Below are 23,321 nucleotides of genomic sequence, written 5' to 3'. Positions count from 1 at the left end.
GAACCAAATGAATGATGATCAATTAATTCATTATGTCTTCAAGGTTAGTTCTAGTGGTTGAGGATCACCCGGACGTATCACAAAACAATTGCAAGTTTTTACAGGTGTTAGATTCCTCTGCGGTCTGTGTTCCCATTGAACATCCGCAGCAAGCGCTGAAACGCCTTCAGTTGGAAACACCTGATTTGGTAGTCGTCGATCTGCAATTTGGAAATAGTGATGGGACGGAAACAGCAGAACCGGGATTAGAGTTCTTAAAAGAGATATTTGAACAATACCCAACACTTAACCTGCTGATCTATACCAGTGAATATAGTTGGCTGCAGGGATTGGGGCAAGATATTCAATCACATGAAGGTGGATTCGTTGTTGTCAGTAAACTGCAACGGCGTAAAGCATTTTTAGAGGGGGCGGAGGGAGCATTAAACCGTGAGTTCCGGATTCCCCGTGAGTTACAGCGTCATTTTCGTTTGACTTTAACCGAACAAGATTTAGCAGTATTACAAATGGTGTGTCGAGAATCGTTGACCGATCGCGCGATCGCGCAACGCCTTCATGTCAGTTTGAAAACAGCACAGAACTACATTAAACGCCTGAAAGTCAAGTTAGATGTGGATCTAAGCGATCCTAATACGAGTTCTCGGGTCGCACTGTGTATGGAAGCGATTCAACGCAAGTTATTGGTGTAATCAGAAATCAACTGAGAGCAAAAATTGCGGTTTTATGTGTAAATTATAATTGATTGCTTTCAGTTCGCGATCGCGCTTCCAAGCTAACGACATAGACGGCAACCTAAATGATGAACATCCAATGATACCTAACTGGCGAGATGTGGGTGAAGCTGTCAACTTAATTACCGGAAAAACCGTTCTCCTGAAAGGACAACTATTCCGTGGGGGGAGTATCAATCAATTATTCTCAAGGGATGAACTGCCACCCGTGGGAACAATTGTTAATTTACGGAAGGGGCGCGATCGGACGTTTGATCGCGTGACCAATATTCATATTCCGGCTACTGACACCCTGGATAATTACTTGACACAAAATCATAAAATCCAAGGTTGGATCAACCAAGTTTTGTCAGCAATGTGTTTCAGGGCGGAATGGCCCCTATTATTGCACTGTACTGCTGGAAAAGATCGAACAGGAGTCGTTGTTGCAACTATCTTGAAAGCTGTTGCAATTGAAGACGATGTGATTAAAGAAGAGTACCTCTTGTCGGATGGCATTAAGGATCCAGCTTATATTGATCTTGCTTTGGCAGGAATTAATCGGGTTAATGAATATATTTATGACCCTCAAGTCATTACTATCCTTCATAAGAAACTCATCTTATAAATATTTTTTAGATACGCGATCGCGCTTTTGAAGTTAAATTTATAGCGTGACCGCCTTTTGTGATTAATATTACAAAAATAAAAGACAATCCTCTATTAAGGAGGTGTGATAAATCAATGCTGGGTTTAAGTTGCGGTTTTACGTAAATAATTTTACGCAATCTACTCTATTCCAAGAAATTGGAGAAGAGATATTATCTAGAGTGTATTTAATTTTTTTATAAGGATTAACAAGGGTGATACTCAAGAAACTGTCATTGCTAATTCCTGCTTCTATCTTTCTAACCTTGAGTAGTGTATCTTTAGTACAAAAAACAGCTTGGGCTCAGTGTAATGCTTTTGGCTGTTCTCAGTCCAGTGTTGCTGAGTGTAATGCTTTTGGCTGTCCGAAACCTCCTCGCGGAGAAGAGTGTAATGCTTTTGGTTGCCCCCCTTCTCCACAACCAGAACAGAATAACAATGGCAATACCAACTTTAATTTTTACCAGGAAAGTCAGGGAGTGAGCAACTTCCAATTTTGCGTTCAAAATCATAGACAAGAAGGTTACCCTACTTCATCTGCAGTTAGAAGATGTGAAGGTTTACGGTAGTTTCTATTGACTTGAATTAGTATAAATCAGTCACAGAGCCATCCTTTAAAAAAGGATGACAGGACTTGTAAAGGGCGGGAGCTTCCGCCCATAGCCACTTATCAATTGTTGACAACAGCAATGGTTTGCGCCTTGTATTGGAAGAATTTTTTCAAGTTTAGAAGAAATAGAGATCAACCTGCTAAATCTAAAAAAGAAAAAGCCCTATAGAATATCTATAGAACTTTTTAGAAGCATGATCCCACTGTCAACCAATTAAATTTTAATGACTTGTTTGTTCTATTAATAAATTGGTCTTGTTTACAGCTTCGTATGCACTTCCTTAAATTTTTTTGGGAAATTACTACAGAAAAAAAACTTTGGCATATTCACAAGGGATTTTAAGTAACGCAATTCCCCCTTGAGATCAATGTTTGTCAAATGAACAACGTGGTCCATCCTCAAGTTCAGACGAGACATCTCGTTTAGAGCAGTTTTTTAAGCATATTCACTGTGCCGGCCATTGCACTGGCAATTTTGTGGAAAAATTGCGGTTTTACGTAAATTGCTTTGCGCTGAGAGACTCAATCAGTATTTCTCTTAGTGATTAAAATTAATTTGTTCAGATCGAAATAGCAGTCATTTCGTTGCTTAATGAATATTCCTATTGATTTGTGGTGTTCGAGGAGTAGTCTTCTGTTTGCATCTAGCACAGTCTTAGGTTTGAATGCATGGGTAATTCAACCGGCTTATTCCTTTGAAGACCAAAACAGACAGTTCAATCCAGATCAAGTCCTCATTAGTCAGCGTCCCGATTCCCCTGAGGATCGTTTTCCACAACCGCAACCTTTACCTGCAGAACCTCCTTCTGAAGAACCGATCTTACCGTCTGAGGAAACGCAGCCCGAAGCGCCAACAGAAGAGGAACAGCAAAATCTAGATCTTCCTCTTGACGTTACTCGGATTGAAGTTACCGGTAGCACGATCTTGACTGCTGAGGAGTTGGATCCGATTATCAACCCATTAGAAGGGAGAATAACCACTCTCGGGGAACTGAAAGAGGCAGCAACGGCAATTACACAACTTTATTTAGAGAGAGGTTATATTACCTCTCGTGCGGTGGTACCGCCGCAAGAGATTGAAGATGGAGTGGTTGAAATTGTTGTCATTGAAGGGAGTCTAGAAGATGTTCAAATTGAGGGCAACCGTCGTCTGAATACGGGTTATATCCGCAGTCGTCTGGAACTGGCAAGGGAAACGCCTTTCAATGCGGGAGCCCTTGAAGATCAGCTCCAACTTTTACAAATTAACCCCCTATTTGATGCCATTGAAGCCACATTGCAAGCCGGAGAAGGGGCGGGAAAAAGCGACCTTGTGGTTACGGTAGAAGAGGCGAATCCTTGGTTGTTTAGTCTCAATGTGGATAACTATACCCCACCGAGTACGGGTTCAGTGCGCACTGGCATTAATGTCGGGCATCGTAATTTAACCGGGCTGGGCGATACGCTGTCACTGACGTTCAATCGCACGGTCAATGGCGGTTCTCGAGAACTGGATGCTAACTATACCGTTCCCGTTAATGCGAAAAATGGAACCCTGCAACTGCGGACGATTATTGAGGGGAATGATGTCACTGAAGATCGGCTGGTACCCGTTGATCCCAATACGGGTGACGAATTAGAGATTGAAGGCGAATCGGAACGGTATGAAATTAGCTTTCGACAACCTGTGGTTCGTACTCCACGGGAAGAATTTGCCTTATCTTTAGGGTTTAGCCACCAACGCAATCAGAATTTCTTTGAAAATGAAGGATTTGGCTTCTTTAATCAAGCGCCGGATGAGGATGGAGAGACTCGTACCAGCGCAATTAGATTGGGTCAGGAGTATTTAAGTCGCGATCCGAAGGGGATTTGGCTACTCCGGTCGCTATTTAGTGTTGGCATTGATGCATTTGATGCCACGACGAATGATGCGCCCGTTCCGGATAGTCGTTTCTTTAGTTGGTTCGCCCAAGCCCAACGAGTGCAGCGTCTCAGCCAAAATAACTTGTTGGTGATCCAAGCTGATTTGCAATTAACGCCAGATAGTTTGCTGTCTTCAGAACAGTTTACAATTGGTGGAGGGCAATCGGTTCGCGGATATCGGCAGAATGCTCTTGTTGGAGATAATGGCTTTCGCTTGTCGGTAGAAGATCGAATCACGCTTGCTCGGAGCGAAGAGAGGGGTGAAGCAACGCTACAAGTTGCTCCTTTTGTCGATATGGGCGCAGTTTGGAATTCCGATGATAACACCGATAGCGACTTAGGCGATGACACCTTCCTCATTGGGGTTGGACTTGGCGTCATTTGGCAACCTGTATCGGGCTTAAATATCAGGCTTGATTACGCACCTCCTCTGATTAACTTAGATGACGATATCAAAGGAGACGATATTCAAGATCATGGACTGTATTTTAGTGTTTTCTACCAACCGTAAATTGAGAAGGAAATGATTTTCATGAAAACAGTTATAACACGCGTCTCAATTGTAGCTTTCCTCTTCCTCTTTGGCGTCAAAGGCGTTCAGGCGAACCCCATTACCGCTGCTAACGATGGCACTGGCACCCAAGTTTCCCCTAATGGCAACCAGTTTGATATTGAAGGCGGAACCCAAGCTGGAAACAATCAATTCCATAGCTTCGAGAAGTTTGGACTCAATCGCGGACAGATTGCCAACTTCATCTCTAACCCTAATATCCAAAATATTATTGGTCGGGTGACCGGCGGGAATGCTTCGATTATTAACGGTTTAATTCAAGTCAGTGGAACCAATGCTAATCTGTATTTGATGAACCCGGTGGGGATTCGCTTCGGGTCTCAAGCCGCTTTAAATGTCCCCGGCTCTTTCACTGCAACAACGGGTCACGGGATCAAAATTGGGGATTACTGGTTTAAAGCCCTAGGACAAAACAACTATGCCAACTTAGTGGGAGAACCCAGTGGCATTGCCTTTGCTACTGACAAGGCCGGTGCCATTATTAATGAAGGAGAACTTTCTGTTCCTACCGGAGAGCAAATTGCCCTAGTTGGGGGTTTAGTGATTAATACCGGAACCCTAGAAGCACCAGAAGGCGATATTATCATTGCTTCGGTTCCGGACCAGCAAATGGTTACGATTACCCAAGAAGGCAGTTTGTTAAGTTTGGGCTTACCCGCATCGGCAGAAACCGAGCTGGCAATGGGTGCACAAGCTTTAACGCCTTTAGATTTGCCTAAACTACTAACAGGTGGGAATGCAGAAACCGTTTCCAAAGTGGAACTAACGGCAAATGGAACTATTCGCCTCGTGGGAAGTGATGCGGAAGTTCCCAACACTGCAGGAACAACTTTGGCATCCGGTGAGATTGATGCCTCGGGAGAAGTAGGAGGCAAAGTTGGTATTTTTGGGGAAAAAGTGGGGGTCATTGCAGCCAATATTGATGCTTCGGGAAGCAATGGCGGTGGTGAAATCCTCATGGGTGGGGAGTATAAAGGACAAGGGGATCCTCCCAATGCCTTACGTACCCTGATTGATGAAACTTCTGTGATTAATGCGGATGCGCTGGATGAGGGCGATGGCGGGCGAGTCATTGCTTGGGCGGATGAGGTAACCGGATTTTATGGTGAAATCAGTGCTCGCGGTGGGAATAACTCCGGTGATGGCGGGTTTGTTGAAGTGTCTGGAAAAAATCACCTGGCTTTCCAAGGGACGGTTAATGTCAGCGCTCCCGAGGGGGTGAATGGGACATTACTATTAGACCCTGCTGTTATTGAGATTGTTGAAACTGGTGAGAACGATGATGAACTCGATGACGGACAAATCTTATTTGATGATGATGACGATGAAGATAGTACATTCACGATTTCGGCAAGTGCTTTATTAGAAGCTGGTCGTGATGGAACAATTGAGTTGCAAGCGACTAAAAGAATTACTCTAACTCGTGATACTAATCTAGGTTCTTCCTCATCAAACGAGTTCAGTGGTGACTCCGGAGAAGAAGTAGTATTAGATCCTGGTGAAAAGATAAGCAATTTAATTGTCACTGTTGCTCCTGTCGGTTCAGAAACAGGAATTATTCAAATTTTTGGGAATATTAATGCCAATCAATTGACTCTTGAGAATAAAAATGGTGACATCATCATTGGAGAAGAAAGTAATCTAGTTGAAATTAATCTAGCTAATTTTACTGTCAATGAAGTAGATTTTAATTCACTGACCGAAGAACAAAAAGATAGAGTAACAGCTGATGTAGTCCGGGGAGGCTTAGGCTTTGATCAAAATAGCAATGGTAAATTATTTCAATCTGAAAGCGGAGGAGGGGAAAGTAGTTTAATTGCTACTAATGGAAACATTGAGCTTTTTGGTGGAATTCGACTGGATGCCAAGGATTCTCTAACCATAGACGCCAAACGGTTTAGAGCTTTGAAACCATTATCTGTTAATGGAAACTCAGGATCGCAAGGCCAACCTGCTCCTGAGGATGACCTTGGTCAGGTTAATTTTAATATTGGGGTTCAATTTGGGGGAGAAGCTGTAGCTGGCGGTATTATAGGTCCTAATGCAGTTTTATCAGAAGGAGAGCCTGATGTTTTACTAACAGCTCAATTCTTAAATGAACGCTCAAATAACAAAGACCCAAAACGCGTTGAACTTTTCAATAATAATGAAAATCCTTTTGAGCCAGACACAAACATTAATTTAATTATCCGTGAAGATACATCATTTAGGTTTGGTGATAATTTCGATCCTGACCAACCAGAAAGTAGTGGTCTAGAAGAACCTATTAAAACTTTTCAAATTGATCAAATATTGAATGGTTCTCTTTTTGTTGGTGGAGAAAGTGGTAGTGTTGACGACCCATTAACAGTGGGTTTAGTTCCTGATGAACCACCAGAAACAGATAAAGACCGAAATAAAAATAGAGATACAGATACTGACAGAGATGGTGACGGCGGCGACGGAAATGGTGGCGACGGCGGCGACGGAAATGGTGACGGCGGCGACGGAAATGGTGGCGACGGCGGCGACGGAAATGGTGACGGCGGCGACGGGAATGGTGACGACGGCGACGGGAATGGCGACGGCGACGGGAATGGTGACGACGGCGACGGGAATGGCGACGGCGACGGGAATGGTGACGACGGCGATGATGATGATTCAGGTGATAGTGACGACCAAGATGATGATGAACAAGATGATGGCGAAATAAGTCAAGATGATTTATGTGAAGAAGATGAAACAGATTGTGAAGTGGCAGGCTATACCTTTACGCCAATCGAGGGAACTAATATGGTATTAGCAACCCGCTCGGGTCAAGTGTTATCACTGCTGTTCACTTTGCCAACTGATGAAGACGGTAATGTGATTCCAATTTCGGTCGAGTTATTCCCAGAATTGTTAACCCCAGATGCCTTTTTAGACGCAGACGATTGGGAATTTCAAGATCAACAAATTTAGATTCCGCTAAGGTTATGTACAATCGCAGCTTTCCTTTCCCATCATTGGCATTACTTCTAACATCTTGCTTACTGTCTGTAAGTGGGGGGTATGCAGCTCACTCGTCAATTTCTGAGTCGCCGCAGATTCAGTTAGCTCAGTCTCAGCAGACAAGTCCTCAAGAACTCCTGAGAGAAGGGATGAACCACTATCAAGCCCAGCGTTGGGACTTAGCGATTCAAGCCTGGAAAAAGGCGTTATCCCGCTATGAGCAGTTAGATGATGCCAGTGGACAGGGATTGACCTGGGGACGGTTAGGGCTGGCTTATGAAGGAATGGGCAGTTATCAAGAAGCGGTCAATTCCTTTGAGCAGTCCCTCACTTTTTTACAGGAAAGTGAAAATCGTACCGCCAAAGCGAGTGTTCTGGGCAATTTGGGGAATAATTATCTACGTTTAGGCAATTATCCCCAAGCCTTGGACGCTTACAACCGCTCTCTAGCGATTTGGGAAGACCTGGATAATGCGGTGGGCCGAGAATTGGTGCTGCGGGGTTTGGGCAATCTGCACTTGGAATTAGGTGAGTTTGAACAAGCCCTCTCTTTACATGAACAGGCGTTGCAGTTGACGCAAACCAGAAATGATCGCGAAGGGATAGCTCTCTCACTCAATAGCATTGCTAACGTTTACATGAACCAAGGGAAATTTCCAGACGCGATCGCGCAGTATCAACTCAGTCTGACTACAGCGGAAAAAATTGAGGATGAAACTCTCAGTCAAAAGTTGCAAGCACAAATCTTAAGTAACCTCGGTTATGTTGAGCAAGCACAGAAGAATCACGATGCCGCCTTAGCGCACTATCAACAAAGTTTAAAGTTTGCTCAAGCGATTCAACATCCTCGCTTGGAGGGGATTGCAACGAAGGGAATCGGGACCGTTTATACGGACCTGGAAAATATACCAAAGGCAATGCCCCATCTTAAGAAAAGTCTCACCCTGGCTCGACAAGTGAGTGACCCCAGGCTAGAAGCTTCCGCTCTTCATGTACTCGGCTCAGCGTATTGGATTGCTGGCGATCTCGTGCAAGCGGAGAAACACTATAAAGGCGCGATCAAGCTCTTAGATGACTTACGCGATGGCTTAGGCGACTTAACCCAAGTTTCGATGTTTGACACGCAAATTCACAGCTATGCCCTCCTGAGACGGATTTTGGTCGAACAAAATAAATACGAAGAAGCTTTAGAAATCGCCGAACACGCTAAAGCCAGAGCCTTCGTTGAGCTATTGGTCAAAAGAGTGTCGTCTGTCGCTCCCACTTCTCCGCAGTTTGAACAGCAAATTGCCCCTCCCGATATTCAAAAAATTCGTGAAATTGCTCAAGAGCAGAATGCCACCCTGGTTGAATATGCTTATATTGCCGATGAAGAATTTGTCGCCCGGGGAAAAATTTATGGTCAATATATCAAGCTGCATATTTGGGTCGTGCAACCCAATGGCCAAGTCTCCTTCCAATCCGTTGATTTGAGTGCTCAAGACTCCCAGTTAATTCTCAAAGCGGGTGAGTGGGCAAATGACTGGCTAGAGTTCCTGCAAACAGATCTATCCACCGCTCAGTATGAGCGCTTGCGGAGTACTGAGCTTGAACCGACATTTGATCAAATCCATCGCTCTCTCTACTCGGTTTTAATTGAACCAATCGCGGATTTATTACCCTCTGACCCAAATGCACCGGTTATTTTTATCCCTCGCCGAGAACTCTTTCAAATTTCTTTCCCCGCCCTCCAAGATGCCAACGGAACCTACTTAATTGAAAAACACACCATCCTAACCGCGCCAGCGATTCAAGTGTTAGACTTTACCGCTCAAAGGAGAAACGATAATCAAAATAAGAGAGCATTGGTCGTGGGCAATCCAGAAATGCCCAAAACCTTTATTGGCCCTAACCAAACCATTGGGCTTGAATTAGTTTCGTTACCCGGCGCGGAAGAAGAAGCCCAGGAAATTGCTCAACTGCTGGGCACGAAAGCAATTATTGGCAAGGATGCAACGGAAGCTGCCATCAGTGAGCAAATGGGAGCAGCCCAACTGATACACCTGGCAACCCACGGGTTAATTCAAGACTTTTCTGGCAGTGGTGTTCCTGGCGCGATCGCGCTGGCTTCCTCTGGTGAACAAGATGGCATTTTAACTTCCGATGAAATTCTCAAGTTAGACCTGCAAGCCGAGTTAGTCGTCCTCAGTGCTTGTGATACGGGTCGAGGTCATCTCACCGGCGATGGGGTAATTGGACTGTCTCGTTCCATCCTGGCTGCCGGAGCTTCACGTTTAATCGTTTCACTCTGGACGGTAAGGGATGATGCATCAGCTAACTTAATGGTTGAATTTTATCGCCAACAGCGTCAAACTCAAAGTAAGGCTCAAGCTTTGCGACAAGCGATGCTCTCAACAATGGAGGAATATCCGCATCCAATCGAATGGGGGGCATTTACGATGATTGGTGAAGCCAATTAATCAACTGTTTTTACCCCCATTGGAGCGAGTTGTTAGCATTCGCTTCATCGCGACTCCTAAAAGAAATGATCATTGTCTCGAAAGTGAAAGCGGGCAACACCCAGATTCAAAGCCAAAGGTTTCTTGCCTCCAGGAACGGCTGTCACATTAAACAGATACACCCCGCTAGATCGGGGATTTCTGGTCGGAAATAAGCCGACGGTAAACGTTGTTCCCGGTGCTATAGGCTCGGTAAAGGAAATAGTAATCGTTTGCGTTGCCTCATCGAGTGAGACATCTTGAATCGCGATCGTTGTTCCTGAGCTGCGTTTTTCCCCCGTGAACGCGATCGTTTCTTCGAGTTCGTACTCGATGTTTTCAGTAGATTGCTGCTGCTTGATTTGTACAGCTTGCAGAGGCTCTCCCGCATTATCCGGAAGAGCAAGGGTGAAGTAATGTTTGACTCCTCTTGCTTCTACAGTATTCCGGGTGGGACGCGCACTGAGTAAGCGAGGTGACTCTGCAAACGATGCTGAGCGGTTCGGCGGTCGAGATGGAGTGGCAGAGGGAGTAGGCGATGAGGGCTGGGGTAAGGAGGGCTCGGAGTCTGCACCTGGGAGGAAAGCAAAATTATTATCCAGGGAAGTAGAAACCCAAGGTACCTGTTGCCCTCCCGTTTGTCTCTTCACTGTACGTCGTACCTCTCTCATCATTAGGACGACATCTTGCCCTGGGGTGCGGATGCCTTCCAGTAAAGCACCCGTAAAGGTTCCATTGCGACCTTCGCCATCAGAAGCAACATTGCCCGGTGCAGTGGCATAGGCAATTAACATGCCTTCAGCTCTCACCTCAGCTAAACCTCGGGAGCCAGAGGAACGCCAGCCCCGATTAAAGGGATTATCGCGACAGGCATCGAGAATGACAATATTCATCTGATTCCCAGCATCTTCCATTCGTCCTAGCACTTGCCCCAGAGCAAGACTCTCGTAGCGAATATCTGACTCGGATTGAATTTCTGCATCTACAGGAATCAAATAATTTTCTCCTTGAGACTGCATGCCGTGTCCGGCATAGTAAAATACGCCAACACTTCCCGCCCTCAACTCATTGGCAAAATTTTTCAGAGCTGACTCCATTTCCCTCAATTCGGCATTGGTAACTGTAATGACCTCGTCAAACCCCAACTCTTGGAACATTGCTGCTATATCTGTCGCATCGTTGACCGGATTTTTTAAGGGAGAGCCCACTGTGTAATCTGCATTGCCCATTACTAAAGCGACACGCCGACGATTGGCAGCGCGATCGCGCTGTTGGGACTGAACGCCAACCTCATCTTTCGGTAGATTCTGAGCCAACAACAAAGAATAATCGGCACTCAAACCGATGATTGATAGTAAACCCACAACAGCTAAACCGAGGGAAATAAAGGATGGCTTCCACATAAGTCCACGGTGGGAATTTCTACCCCAGATACACTTTATAGGAAAAATTGTACTACGGAACTTCTCGTTTAACCGTCGAAAAGGAACATACAAGACCTTTCTTGACCTTTGCTCTAAGTTATATTCTCCTCTTCATTACCTAATTACTGTTGATTAAGTCTTGTCTCTAAAAAATCATCCCAAACAATCACTTCTTTCATTTCCTCGCCCCCAACGTTCCGAAAAATTCCCCCACTACTGGCACGTTCTTTAAGATTAAACAACTCCCTTAACACTTGATTGGGATTATCTTGGGCTTCTAAAGTAATTAAAAGACCATCACTTCGACAATCTCCAGCATCATTTTTTGCAACACAAATGACGTTTTGTTGATTCATTGTTCCCGTTGAAATGTATCGGAGTGTTTCGGCATCAGAATGTTGCTGAAAGCGTGCCGTTACTTGATCACAGCGTTTTTGAGGGGTATAGCCTGAATTGGCAAAAAACTGACTCTTCCAAATAATCAGTTCAATTCTGCCCCGTTTAGTATCAACAACGGTAACCGGTTGTTTTCCACCTTCATTTAAGCAAAAGTATTGTATAGAATTTTTGGGTTGGGTTGCCGTAGAATCTTGTGGAAGTTGATTTCCTTGATCAGAAAGAGGCTCAGTTTGATTAGTCGCTATTTGTTGATTTAGATTAACAACTGGCTTCTGAGAATTCCCTTGATTTTGCTCGATTGATGAGCTGCTAAAAAACTGCCTTAAGGCTTGCTCGGGAGCCATATTATTGTTTAACATCAGTAAAAAACCAAAGTTATCTCCAGTACAATTCCCGGATTCATTAGCAGCGCATAAAAAGTACTGATTATTAAGAGTCCCCACTGAGATAAACCCCTGGTTGCCATTGTTAACAAAGTCTTGTAATCGAGAAGTAAATTCTAAACATGCCTTAGCAATATCTTCTCCATCGAGCAGAGATTCGACTTGTTGCCAATTGACTAATTCTTTTTCTTGGCTTGAGATTTGAGCAACAGTGAGGAATTGACCATTTTTGGAAACACAGCTATAGCGAGTCGATTCAGCAATAGAAATATTTGAATAGCTAAGAAAGCTAGATATAAGTGTTGTTGCCACTATTATTGGTTTAATTGCGCGATCAAGCATTAATTATTAATCTCCACTTTAAAACTAAGTATTAAATAGAATTATTTACCAAAGAATCTGAATTTACTCACAACCAGCAGTAGACATTCCGGTACTCCGATTAAACTCATCATCGCAAAGGTCAATTGTTATATCATCAGGTTTGATCTTCGTTGTTCCAGTAGTCGTTCTCGTATTCGTTGTTCCAGTAGTCGTTCCCGTATTCGTTGTTCCAGTAGTCGTTCCCGTATTCGTTGTTTCAGTATTTGTCTCGATGCTCCCAGCAGTTGTCATACCTTCATTAGCCTTGGTTATAATTGAACTAGCTTCAGTTTCCCAGTAGTTGTAGCCCTTCCCTGATTTTTTTAATTCTTGCGCTTGATTTCTTGCTACATTCCATTGTTCTTTCTCTAGAGCACTGTTAGCCTCAGATAATAATTTCTCGTTTTTCTCATGTAAATCCTCCAACTCTTCTTTTTTCTGAAGTGCTTGTTCTCGAACTGGGTTAGAAGTCGATAATGTATCAACCGCTTTTTTAAAGCTGTCTAACTTCCCATTTTCTTTATACTCGCTGATGCCTTTGTCTAAGAGTTCATTCGACCAATCTTTAATCTTTGTTTGAGCCTCTTGATAAACTTCACTTTCCTCCTGAATTTTCTCAGCTCGTTGAATCGCCTCTGAGTATTTGTCAATCTCAACATCAGACTGAGCTAAGCGGAGTGAACACTTGTCATAAAAGTTCACCTTGGCTTCTTTCATCGCATCAGTTTCATCTTCTAATTGGCTATTAGATTGCTCAATACACTCTTGGTATTTCTTTTTATCAAATAATGAGGTTAATGTTTCTTCAAGATTATTTAAACGCTCTTCATTTTGTTGGTTTTGCTTCACGATTGCCTGATTCTGTTGCCGCTGTTTATAGAACTCCAACCCATACATAAAAACAGTCGACAAAATTATGATAAGAGATACAATTCCCACATTTTTGGCTAAGGGAGACTTCAGCGAAGTCGCCACTTGATTTTGAGATCTAGATGGTGATGGGAGTTTATTCTCTTCCTTTGAAGAAGATGACTGCTGAGATACTGATAAGTGATTTTGGGAATTTGAATCTTGTTTAAGGGTTTCTTGTTCTGGTTGTGGGATCGCTGAGTTTTGTTTAAGGGTTTCTTGTTCTGATTGTGATTTTTGTTGGTTGTAATCTGTAAATTCTTGCGATCTCATGCCATTCAACTCTTCAGTTAAGATGACAGAGGTTTCATTTTGTTCTTGGTTAGAACTTCGGTTGTCTAATGCTGCTGTAACTTCCTGGGCAGTTTGATATCTATCCTTGAAGTCATGACGAATTATTTTGGATAAAACTTCTGCTAAGCTAGCATTAACTGTAACGCTCCGCTGAAGCTGACCCTCTTCATCTTCTATATATTGCCAAACCAGTTCTCCATTGTCATCTTCTGGTAAATCAATGGGATTCACTCCCGTTAATGCTTGAATGGCAACCATTCCTAGCGCAAAAATATCGCTAGCGGGACGAGGTTTCCCTCGAATTTGCTCAGTGGGCATATAGCCACGAGTACCAATAGCAACGGTTGATTGAACCAGCTTAGTCTGAAATGATTCTTTAACTGCACCAAAATCAACCAACACAATTTTTCCATCTTCCTGACGCCGAATTAAATTGGCAGGTTTGATATCCCGATGAATAATGGGTGGTTTTTGAGTGTGAATAAAGTCTAAAATTGGAAGACAGTCTTTGAGAAGAGCCAAAACGGCTGATTCTGACCACGGTTGATTGGGCAGGAGTTCTTGATCTAAAGGGATCCCATCAATAAAGTCTTGAACAAGATAAAAGTTTCCTTCCTCTTCAAAATAATCCTTGAGGTAAGGAATTTGGTTATGAGTCCCCACTTTCGATAAAGTAGCAGCTTCTTTTTCAAACAGTTTCTTGGCTTGTTCAAAATGATTGGGATCATTGACTAAGGGTTTCAATTGCTTAACCACGCACTTCGGCTGGGTTGGAATATTTTGGTCCTCAGCTAGAAAGGTAACGCCAAAGGCTCCTGATCCAATATTTTTCAGGATGTGATAGCGAGATGCTAATAGCTTATCTTCAATCGTCATGGTTCTAGATAAAAATCATTGATATTAGTAAAGATGGCAAACCATTTTCTACATATAGGCACGAAGCAATCATGCAAAGTCTTCTGCTTTTAAATTGGTTGATTTTTTTCTCAGTATGCACAGAAGCTAGCAAAATTTTTATAGAATCTCAGTTAATTGACCAATTGATAAACTCGCTATTGATTTGCCAAGGAATAAATAATTGATCGAATTAACTGAAATATCTTTATTTTATTCCTTTTCAGCGAAATCTAGGAATAGAAACAACGTAATGCAATTTACGTAAAACCGTAAGTATCTTTTTTTCAAAAGACTAGAGTGTCCAGAGGGCAATCTTTTCTCCTTCCACAGCACTTGCTAGAGTTTGACCATCAGGATGCACTACTGTTACTCCTCGATAAGCCGTTGGAATTGCCATTGATAATATTTCTTCGGCTGTCCCAATTGACCATAGTTTAATCCATTGCCGATCGCTAACACTAGCTAGCAACTGCTTCTCTGGGCTGAAGGTTAGAGCCGAAATAATCGATTTTTGAGTACTCATAGAAAGTGTTTCCTCTCCCGTTTCCAGATTCCAAAGTTTAATGGTTTTATCGCCGCTGGCACTAGCGAGAGTTGCCCCATCAGGAGAAAAAGCAAGGGCGTTAATCGCCAGTTTATGAGCCGTAATGGAAAGTGTTTCTTCTCCGGTTTCCAGATTCCAGAGTTTAATGGTTTTATCGCCACTGGCACTAGCGAGAGTTGCCCCATCAGGAGAAAAGGCAAGGGCGTTAATCGCCAGTTTATGAGCCGTAATGGAAAGTGTTTCTTCTCCGGTTTCCAGATTCCAAAGTTTAATGGTTTTATCGCCACTGGCACTAGCGAGAGTTGCCCCATCAGGAGAAAAGGCGAGGGCAGTAATTTCTTCTGAACAAGGCAGGTGAGACACTTCTCGTTGAGACATTATTCCCCATAGTGAGGAAGAAGTAATCGCTTCGAGATCATGGGTAGGTTCGGGATGAGTTGTTGTTGACTTGACCGGAGTGTGATTTTTATCAGTTTTTGTTATCTCTTCTTTGGTTTCTAGAGAAGGCAGCGGTACTGATGCAGTTGGTTTTTCTGGTGCTTTTGTGCTGGATTGAGAAGCAGAGGGTGAGGTCTTTTCTTCTGGTATTGATAGGTTTTCTGTGGGAACAGGGAGAGCAGAAGACGCTTCCTGTTCTTCTTGGTTCTGTTCTACAGCTTCTGCTTCTTTCTTTTCTTCTACGGCTTGAGAATCCAATTCCGATATCGATTCTTCAGCACTAGTTGATTCTTCGGTGGTAGAAACGGGAATAAAAACGGTTGTCGGTAAGGCAGAATGCTCAAAAATGAGTTCGGGTCCTTTATAGCCTAGGGTTACGCGATCGCCAGAGTTAAGAGAATGCCACCCTTCAATGCGCTGATCGTTCACTAACGTTCCATTAGTCGTTCCCGTATCTCGAATGTGCCAACCGGATTCTTGTCCTTGTTTAATATGTTTAATTTCGGCGTGACGGCGGGAAACAGTGACATGTTCAGTGGGATTGAGAGGAATTTGACAATCTGGCGATCTCCCAATTACAGTTACTTCTTCTGATGAGAGGAAATATTGTTGAGTTTTTGAGCAATCTGGGGAGGGAGAGGAGGGATGTAATGTTAAAGTGGCAACAAAATTAGAACTTGCATTAGACATAATTGTTGTTTCTCCTTTTGATAATTCGTTCCAAGTGGGAGGCATTTCAGCAGGATTTTGAAAAATTAGGGGTAACCAACTTGCCCCCGGAAATTCTCCTTCAATGCCTTGGAGTCTTTCTCGGGCTTCTCTGAATGCTAGATAAAGGGATTGTCCTTCAGAAAAGGCAAATAAAAAGTGTTTGAGAAAAATCTGAGCAACACGGTCAGGCACTGGCTCGCGCATCAAAATCATTTGTGGAAAGTCTAAATCACTTAATTGATTTGCCAACCCTAGCCCTTGACAAGAGTTGAAAATCGCTAATTGCAATCCACTTTTCAAAGCACGATTGAGAGCATTTTTTAACTGAGCAATCGTAAGTTTTTCTGTCGGATTAATGTAAATTTCTCCGGTTTTGCCATCTAATTGACTGCAACTATGTCCAGCAAAAAAGAGAATATCCCATCCGGCTTGGTGCCACAAGTATTCATCTAGTTTTTGCCGAGAAGGCTCAACTAAAAAAACGACGTTTGCTCCTTTTAAATTTTCTAGTAGGGCGCGATCGGCTTCAATATTAATGCCTGAGCTATTCCCTAAAATTGCTAAGATTCTGACTTGTTTAGCGGGGTTAATTACTCTTCTAACTGACTTGAAATCCAGTGCGCTAAGGGCAACTTCTGCTCCAGGATAATCTTGGAAAAATTGCCAAATAGACCAAGGAATTTGCCTAGACTGTTGATCTGAAGTTTGGATAATAAAGCGAATTTCATCATGAACACTCAATTCTTGGCGTAGACTACGTTCTATTTGTCGAAATCCTTCAGTATTAAGCCAGCTATCGAGACAACTTTTTAATTGTGTAGCAGCATTCGATAGTTCAATTTCTGAAACATGAGTAATATCAGTTTCGTTGATGAAAATACTGCTATCGCGATCAAAATTAGGATTCTGTCGATCCTTGGGTGGAGAATCACGAGTTCCTAAAGAACGTGATTGATTCAGAAGTTGGTAAACAGACTGCCAGTGTTGATAGTAATTGAGCAATTTTGGTACAGCTGGTAAGTTTCCTGTTACTTGCATCATGTAGTTACTAGATTGGAAAGTAACGCTCACAAAAGGAAAGCCCTGATTAAAATTACCTGTACCCAAATTTAAGACAACTAATTTAGTCATAAGGAATCTCTCTACTAATTAAGGAATTCCAACTTTAAATGACTCGGCTAAAGTTAAATCTCCAAGAGTTACTTGAACTCCAACGAAAATCCTTTCTTTGCAAGTAAATTGTTTGAGTTGAATTAAATTATCCTGATCTCTTGCTTGCACTTCTTGAATAATTTTATTGGATTGGGATAATAAAGACAGTTTAAGACTTGAGGGTAAGTAATTTTCTTCATCCATTGATTGTAGTTGAATCTGGACAGCAATTTTTCCTTCACGTTTAGGATGAATCTTAACAATTAGTGCCACTTCATTTTTACAATCTGGACCTAATTCTAAAAGTTTGACCCCTTGAGCACCCTCTTTTTGTGGAGACTCATTGCTTCTAAAATTATAGGCTAAATTCATTGATTGAGGTTTAATTAATTCTTCAAGAGAGTACCAACCTGCTTCAAAAATATTCCGAAACCACTGCTTAACATCAATTATGTCTTTTTGCTGAGTTGCGGCTGCTAATAGATTGTCCAATTGCTGTTTTTCTTCTGGATAATTATATATTAAATAACGCCACTTTTGATTCGTAAAAAGAGCTCCCCATTGGTAAAATGGTATAGCTAATCTTAATATATTCGGTCTTTCATACTCAAGGAGTTGGATTAAATTTGCTGCGTCTCTTGAAGATAGTTCTGGTAATGAATCCACTTGGGGTCGTGTTTCAGCAAATAGTTCCTGGCTTACCCAAATTGCAGATAAATCTTCAGTTAAAGCAGTAATTTCAAGAGAATAGGTTTTATCGAAGGGATCATAATGTCCCTGGTTCGATAGTTGTTCATGAGTAGCAAACCCTGATATTCGTAGGAAACAGTTTTCTAGATCAACATGGGCTGCTAAATAATAATTCCCAATCCATTCAGAAAGATCAACCCATTCTTGATGAACGCGTAATTCTTCAGCCTCTATTTCTTCGCTTGGGATAATAATTAATCGTGTTTGATTCAGGGTAATTGCTACGCCATTAATCAGCTTCCAAAGATGGGGAAATTCTTTGGAATGGGGATAAGTATCTAATCTGGAATTACGGAAGTTGGAATCACTTTTAAAATAATCAGTCATCGTATCAGAAGACAACGCATTAAGAAATGCTCGCCAGCGACTCGTTGCATCTTGATACTTAAAGTCCGCTGTTTTTTCCCAAGCGCGATCGCGCTGATCAGGACTAAATTCTAATACAAGTTGATCGGGATACAGTAAAGCAATATCATCTAATATTAAAGACATTAATTTTACCTCATAAGTTTGCTACTATAGTTGCCTGATTTTGAAGGATCCACTCTTCAATAAACATTCGTATTCTTTCCGAGGATGAATTATAAGTTATTAATCTAATTCCTAATCGTTTCTCGATTTCTATTTCAAATAATTCCTTTAATTGAGATAATTGATTTGTTTCTGAACAAGACAATTGTAGTTCTTCCAAGATTTGACTTTTTTCATCTGAGTTAAAATGGTTAAAAATAACCTCTTCTAAAATTTGAACAAAAAAGAATTTACTGTAACACTCTAAATAACTCTTTAAATAAGCGAGTCTTTCTTTAGAGCAAAACTCCGCTATTAAGGATTTCATATTTTTCTGATTTGACGGTTTCTTGAGATAAGTCTTACAAACAAAGGTTAAGATTTCCTTTTGATAGCGTTGAAACTGACGAGCCACTTGGTATTGTTTTTGCAAGCCAAAAGAAGTAAGAAAATCTCTTTGATTAATTTCCAAACCTAGCCACAGTAATAAAGAAAGCGAACCAATCGGCTCGATCGCGCTGAGCGCTTCTAAAATCAGCGATCGATATTCAGTTAATTTTTCTTGTTCTTCTTTTTGAAAAGCAATTTCCCAAGGATTAGCCACTAACGGTGAAGTCTCCTCGCTAACTGAAGGAGAAACTTGAAGTGCATCTAAGGAAATTTTATTTTTCCGTTCCCCCTCCTGTGTTGCTTTCAAACAAGTGTCTAAAACTTCTTCAATATCTTGGCGATTTAAGGGCTTTGCTTCCAACTTAAAAGCTCTCGCATAGTCTTGATAAAGACTTTTGAGTCTTAAAATTTGCTCGTTGTTCAGCGATCGCACAGAAGAGCTTTGACGGCGATGTTGAGTATTATTAACACTAATTTCATTTAGCAGATCTTTAAACGATTGCCAAATTAAGCGATACCGAATTAATTCATTGCCTGTAATTCCCCATCTGACTAAGCCTTTTTCTAGTTGGGTAGGACTCACTGATTGAAGAAAGCCATATCCTGATAATTTGATTGATTTCGACTTTAATTCCTTGGCAATCTGATGCTTAATCAACCGACTTAGAACCGTAAAAGCATAAGATTGAGCAGAAACCCCCGTCTTAACATCAAAACGTTTCAGGAGTCTAGTTGGATTGAGAGCTTGTTCTAAAGCTAAAACAAAACACTCTTCAAGGGGATACTGCAAGTTAACATTAAAAGATTGTCGCAGTTGGAAATTAACTTTTTTAGCAGCTTGCCAACTTGGTGTTTGCAAATAACAGAAGAGGAACTGCTGATAATAGCTGCTACCTAAAATTGAATAAGTCCAGTAAAGACTTGCTTTTTCTTTTTTTAAGAAATAAATATTTTGTTTAAATGATCTCAATATTTGTAAAAAATGATTTGCCCAATCCACATCAGAATAGTTTGCGATTAAACAATAAACTTCTTCGATTAGTGCTTTTAGAACGGGATGAGATTGGTAAATTGGAATAATGTGGTTTGTGGTTGAGTTTGTTCTTAAATAAATAACACTAGAAAAATTTTTAAGAATTGCTTCATAGTTATTCATACTGTAAAATAATTTAGAACTTAATATATTTTTTCTTAGCAAAGCTCTTAAAAAAGGAGGCTGTTCTAGCTTGACAATAAGTTAAGATAGAACAGCTGTTAATAATGCCAAGGAATAATTTTACCTAAGTAAATCTTCCCAATAATTCTTTTGCTTCAGCAAACACGCCAATTGCAGCTTCCAGACCAACATTTGTGGTATTCATACCAGTCACTAATGTGTCTTTGCTAGTATCAACAGTATTCCCCAAATCAATAACTGTCTCTCCAATACTGTTTAGGGTATTCCGCAATTCTTGTGCTTGACTGATTAACTCCTCAAATTGATCCTCTTCTTGTTTTTGTGTTTCAGCGACAACTTCTTCGGACTTTTCGCGAGTCTCATTTCCCTTTTCTTCTGCTTTTGATTGAGAAGCTTCAATGAGACCATCAATTTCGCTATTAAGTTCAGCGATCTTTTCTGTCAGTTCAGAAATTGCTTCTTCAGAAATGGTGCTTTGGACACGATTGGAATTTTCTTCAATTTCTTCTTCATGAGTTTGAATTTCTTGAGCAATATCCTCATTTAAGCGATTTTCTATATCGGTCGCATCTTCTTCTAACTCTTGGCTAACCTCTTCAACTTTACTTCGCAGAGATTCCAAACTCTCTTCAATAGAATTGAAAAGTTCATCTAAATCACTTCCTTTTGTTTCCGAATCTTCCCCAAGAGATGCTAATTCAGAGGTGGTATTTTCTAATTCTTGCTCTGCTTCTGATTGCAATTGTTCGGTTGTATCTTTCAGGGTTACGATCCCAGTTCTTAAGACTTCTCCTTCTGATTGCACTTGTTCTTTTGCAGCATTCAGACGGTCTAAAAGGGCTTGTGCTTTCGTTTCCAAATCATCCCAATAAAAATCGAATTGTTCGGCAACTTGCCCTAATTCTTCTCTAGCTGCAATTAAATTTGTTTCGGTTTCAGCTGCGCGATCCATCAATGCTTCCAGTTTATCGGCGGTTTCTAGGGCGGTAGCTTCAAAATCAACGGCCATTTTTTTCCTCCTAATCTTAATGATTATAGTAAGCGTTCTTAAAACTTAAAGACTGGTTATTAGGAATAGCTAAAAATTAAGCTACCCCCAGTTTGTTTGCTTCTCTTTCTACAGCTTCAATTCCTTCTTGAATGGGATCAACATACTCCCATAATTCATCAATTAAAGGCTCAACCAGCTGTCGTGTTCCTGATGATTCGGATTCCGATTCTATAATTTTTGCACTCATTTGTTCAATGGAATCCGTTATTTGTTTCAGTCCATCATCAATGAGTTCTTGTAACTCTTGTTCGATTTTAGATTGAGCTTCATCGATCATGCCGTTAACTCCTCCATACATCGAGCCTAAAATAGCATCTAAATTATTACTAAACATTTCTGAAATGTTGCGGAATTCAGATGCTAGTGTCTCAATTTTGCTGGTTACCTCTTGTTGATTGGTATTTACTTCATTACTGAAGTTTTCCACTTCTTCTCCCATTGTGGTTTTTGCTAATTCCAGCTTTTCACGAAGAACATCAATTTTTTCAATGGTTGCTTCCATTGCCGTACTGAGTTTTTCTTGATTAGTTTCTAGAGAAGTCCGAGCCTCATCGAAAGTGTTACGAGTTTCACTTTCAGTAGAATCGGTTTGAGCGCGACCTTCTTGAATTTTTGTTTGTAGTTGACCAAACTGAGATTGAGTCTTTTCTACTTCACTGCCTAATTTTTGTTGAGCTTCTTCAAGAAATGTCGTTAGGTTAGATGCACTATTTTCAAATTCAGAAATGCCTGATTCTAAATCTGATTGACGAGTTGAGGTTTCTTCTCTCATTTCATTGAGTGCAGTTTGCACCTGTTCTAAGATTTGGGTAACTTGTTCCTGTTTTCCCTTCGCGTTCTCCATTAACGCTTGTGTTTGTTGTTCTACTGCTTCTGCTTCAGTAATAATTGTGTTGAGACGGGTAGGAAATTCAGTTACCATCAGAGACAATCTATCGAGAGCATCTGCTAAATCAGCCATTTGGGTTCTCCTAATATTAATGTGATTGCTATTGTTTGATTTTGAGTGAGTTTAAGGGTTAAAGACCAACAAAGTCTAAGACTTCATTCATTGCACTAATGAGCGCTTTTGCTGCTGCTAATTGGGGAAGAATTGGTGAAATTGCACCAGTAACGCTAGTTCCAGTTGTCATTAAGGCAATATTTTCTGCTACTTCGGTTGCCATACTTTTAACAACCTCGTCTATTGCATCTTGGAAACTTTGTTTGATTTCTTCAGTGGCTTTATTCTCTGCGTAGTCTTGGCTATTTTCTAAAATCTCATTTAACCGATCTTTCAGCTGATCTCCCAAATCTGAAGTATCCTCATTAAAGGAGTTAATACTGTCTTCAAACTTTGTGATGGTTTCTTCAAACGTGGCAGTAATTTCACTTAATTTGTTATCGGTTAAATCAGAACTAAAATCAGAAAGTAAGGACTCTAGGGTTGCTTTTAGGCTTTCTCCAATTTCACTGGAAGTCTCATCAAAATCACTTTCTGAATCTGATTGAGCTGTTTCCATTGCTTGCTGGTGGTTACCCAGATTTTCTTCATAAGTTGAAAAGGTATTTTCAGCTTCTTCTCGCGTGCCTGACAAGTTATCTTCTAGGATAGAAATTGCTTCAGCAAGTTCACTAAATGTCTGAGTTAACTCCTCATAAGTGCTATCTAAATCAGATTTTCGTGCATCAGCTTCTGACTCAAAACTACTTTCAGAATCTTCAATGGATTGGTCTGCTTCATCTAGCTTCCCTTGCAATTCTTCTAAAGCATCTTGCAACGCCTGTAAAGCATTAATCGTTTCAGTACGAGAGCCTTCAAACTCGGTTCTAGTGTTTTCTAAAAGTTGGGCAGTTTCTTCTAATTCTGTTTCCACTGCTTGTTGAGCTTGTTGCAGTTGTTCGCCAGTGCTTGCTAGTTGTTGTTGAAGCTCTCCCATAGTTTCTGCTGCAACATTTAAGTTGCTTTGAAGACTGGTTAACTTCTCAGTTGCTTGTTCGACATTAATTCCTAATTCTTCAATACCTGCCATGATTCTTTGCTCCTATATGATTAAATGAA

The 23,321-nt window shown here is 41.3% G+C and carries 15 protein-coding genes; 6 read left to right on the top strand and 9 right to left on the bottom strand.

Features of this window, described 5'->3' with window-relative positions:
• Positions 1–32: 32 nt before the first annotated feature.
• From GVY04_02555 to GVY04_02530, 6 genes are all read left to right on the top strand, one after another.
• Complete coding sequence (locus GVY04_02555) at positions 33–689, top strand: response regulator (GenBank protein NBD15051.1); 657 nt, start codon at positions 33–35, stop codon at positions 687–689.
• 49 nt (positions 690–738) lie between these two features.
• A complete protein-coding gene (locus GVY04_02550; protein NBD15050.1) occupies positions 739–1,338 on the top strand; it encodes a protein-tyrosine-phosphatase in 600 nt (199 codons plus the stop codon).
• Positions 1,339–1,573: 235 nt separating this feature from the next.
• Positions 1,574–1,927 (top strand): hypothetical protein, encoded by a 354-nt coding sequence (locus GVY04_02545; GenBank protein ID NBD15049.1) that lies wholly within the window; start codon positions 1,574–1,576, stop codon positions 1,925–1,927.
• Positions 1,928–2,560: 633 nt separating this feature from the next.
• Positions 2,561–4,381 (top strand): BamA/TamA family outer membrane protein, encoded by a 1,821-nt coding sequence (locus GVY04_02540; GenBank protein NBD15048.1) that lies wholly within the window; start codon positions 2,561–2,563, stop codon positions 4,379–4,381.
• A 21-nt stretch (positions 4,382–4,402) separates the two neighbouring features.
• Entirely contained in the window at positions 4,403–7,381 is a 2,979-nt protein-coding gene (locus GVY04_02535; protein NBD15047.1) for a filamentous hemagglutinin N-terminal domain-containing protein, read from the top strand.
• A 179-nt stretch (positions 7,382–7,560) separates the two neighbouring features.
• Entirely contained in the window at positions 7,561–9,870 is a 2,310-nt protein-coding gene (locus GVY04_02530) for a tetratricopeptide repeat protein (protein ID NBD15046.1), read from the top strand.
• A gap of 56 nt (positions 9,871–9,926) precedes the next feature.
• On the opposite strand, the gene GVY04_02525 is transcribed toward GVY04_02530, so the two are convergent.
• From GVY04_02525 to GVY04_02485, 9 genes are all read right to left on the bottom strand, one after another.
• Positions 9,927–11,291, bottom strand: coding sequence for a DUF2808 domain-containing protein (locus GVY04_02525; protein NBD15045.1), 1,365 nt, complete (start codon positions 11,289–11,291; stop codon positions 9,927–9,929).
• A 143-nt stretch (positions 11,292–11,434) separates the two neighbouring features.
• A complete protein-coding gene (locus GVY04_02520) occupies positions 11,435–12,406 on the bottom strand; it encodes a hypothetical protein (GenBank protein NBD15044.1) in 972 nt (323 codons plus the stop codon).
• Between the two features lie 93 nt (positions 12,407–12,499).
• Positions 12,500–14,536 (bottom strand): hypothetical protein, encoded by a 2,037-nt coding sequence (locus GVY04_02515; GenBank protein NBD15043.1) that lies wholly within the window; start codon positions 14,534–14,536, stop codon positions 12,500–12,502.
• Between the two features lie 313 nt (positions 14,537–14,849).
• Entirely contained in the window at positions 14,850–17,381 is a 2,532-nt protein-coding gene (locus tag GVY04_02510; GenBank protein ID NBD15042.1) for an FHA domain-containing protein, read from the bottom strand.
• An 18-nt stretch (positions 17,382–17,399) separates the two neighbouring features.
• Positions 17,400–18,644 (bottom strand): DUF1822 family protein, encoded by a 1,245-nt coding sequence (locus tag GVY04_02505; GenBank protein ID NBD15041.1) that lies wholly within the window; start codon positions 18,642–18,644, stop codon positions 17,400–17,402.
• 10 nt (positions 18,645–18,654) lie between these two features.
• On the bottom strand, positions 18,655–20,208 hold the full coding sequence (locus GVY04_02500) for a hypothetical protein (GenBank protein NBD15040.1): 1,554 nt from the start codon (positions 20,206–20,208) through the stop codon (positions 18,655–18,657).
• Positions 20,209–20,332: 124 nt separating this feature from the next.
• On the bottom strand, positions 20,333–21,238 hold the full coding sequence (locus GVY04_02495) for an apolipoprotein acyltransferase (protein ID NBD15039.1): 906 nt from the start codon (positions 21,236–21,238) through the stop codon (positions 20,333–20,335).
• A 76-nt stretch (positions 21,239–21,314) separates the two neighbouring features.
• On the bottom strand, positions 21,315–22,241 hold the full coding sequence (locus GVY04_02490) for a hypothetical protein (GenBank protein NBD15038.1): 927 nt from the start codon (positions 22,239–22,241) through the stop codon (positions 21,315–21,317).
• A gap of 58 nt (positions 22,242–22,299) precedes the next feature.
• The gene (locus tag GVY04_02485; GenBank protein NBD15037.1) at positions 22,300–23,292 is read right to left on the bottom strand and encodes a hypothetical protein; all 993 of its coding nucleotides are present in this window, start codon (positions 23,290–23,292) and stop codon (positions 22,300–22,302) included.
• Positions 23,293–23,321 lie beyond the last annotated feature (29 nt).

Source organism: Cyanobacteria bacterium GSL.Bin1, from assembly GCA_009909085.1.
In the GTDB taxonomy this organism is placed as follows: domain Bacteria; phylum Cyanobacteriota; class Cyanobacteriia; order Cyanobacteriales; family Rubidibacteraceae; genus Halothece.
Note: the sequence above shows the minus strand (reverse complement) of the source record. Positions and strands in the feature narration are given on the sequence as shown.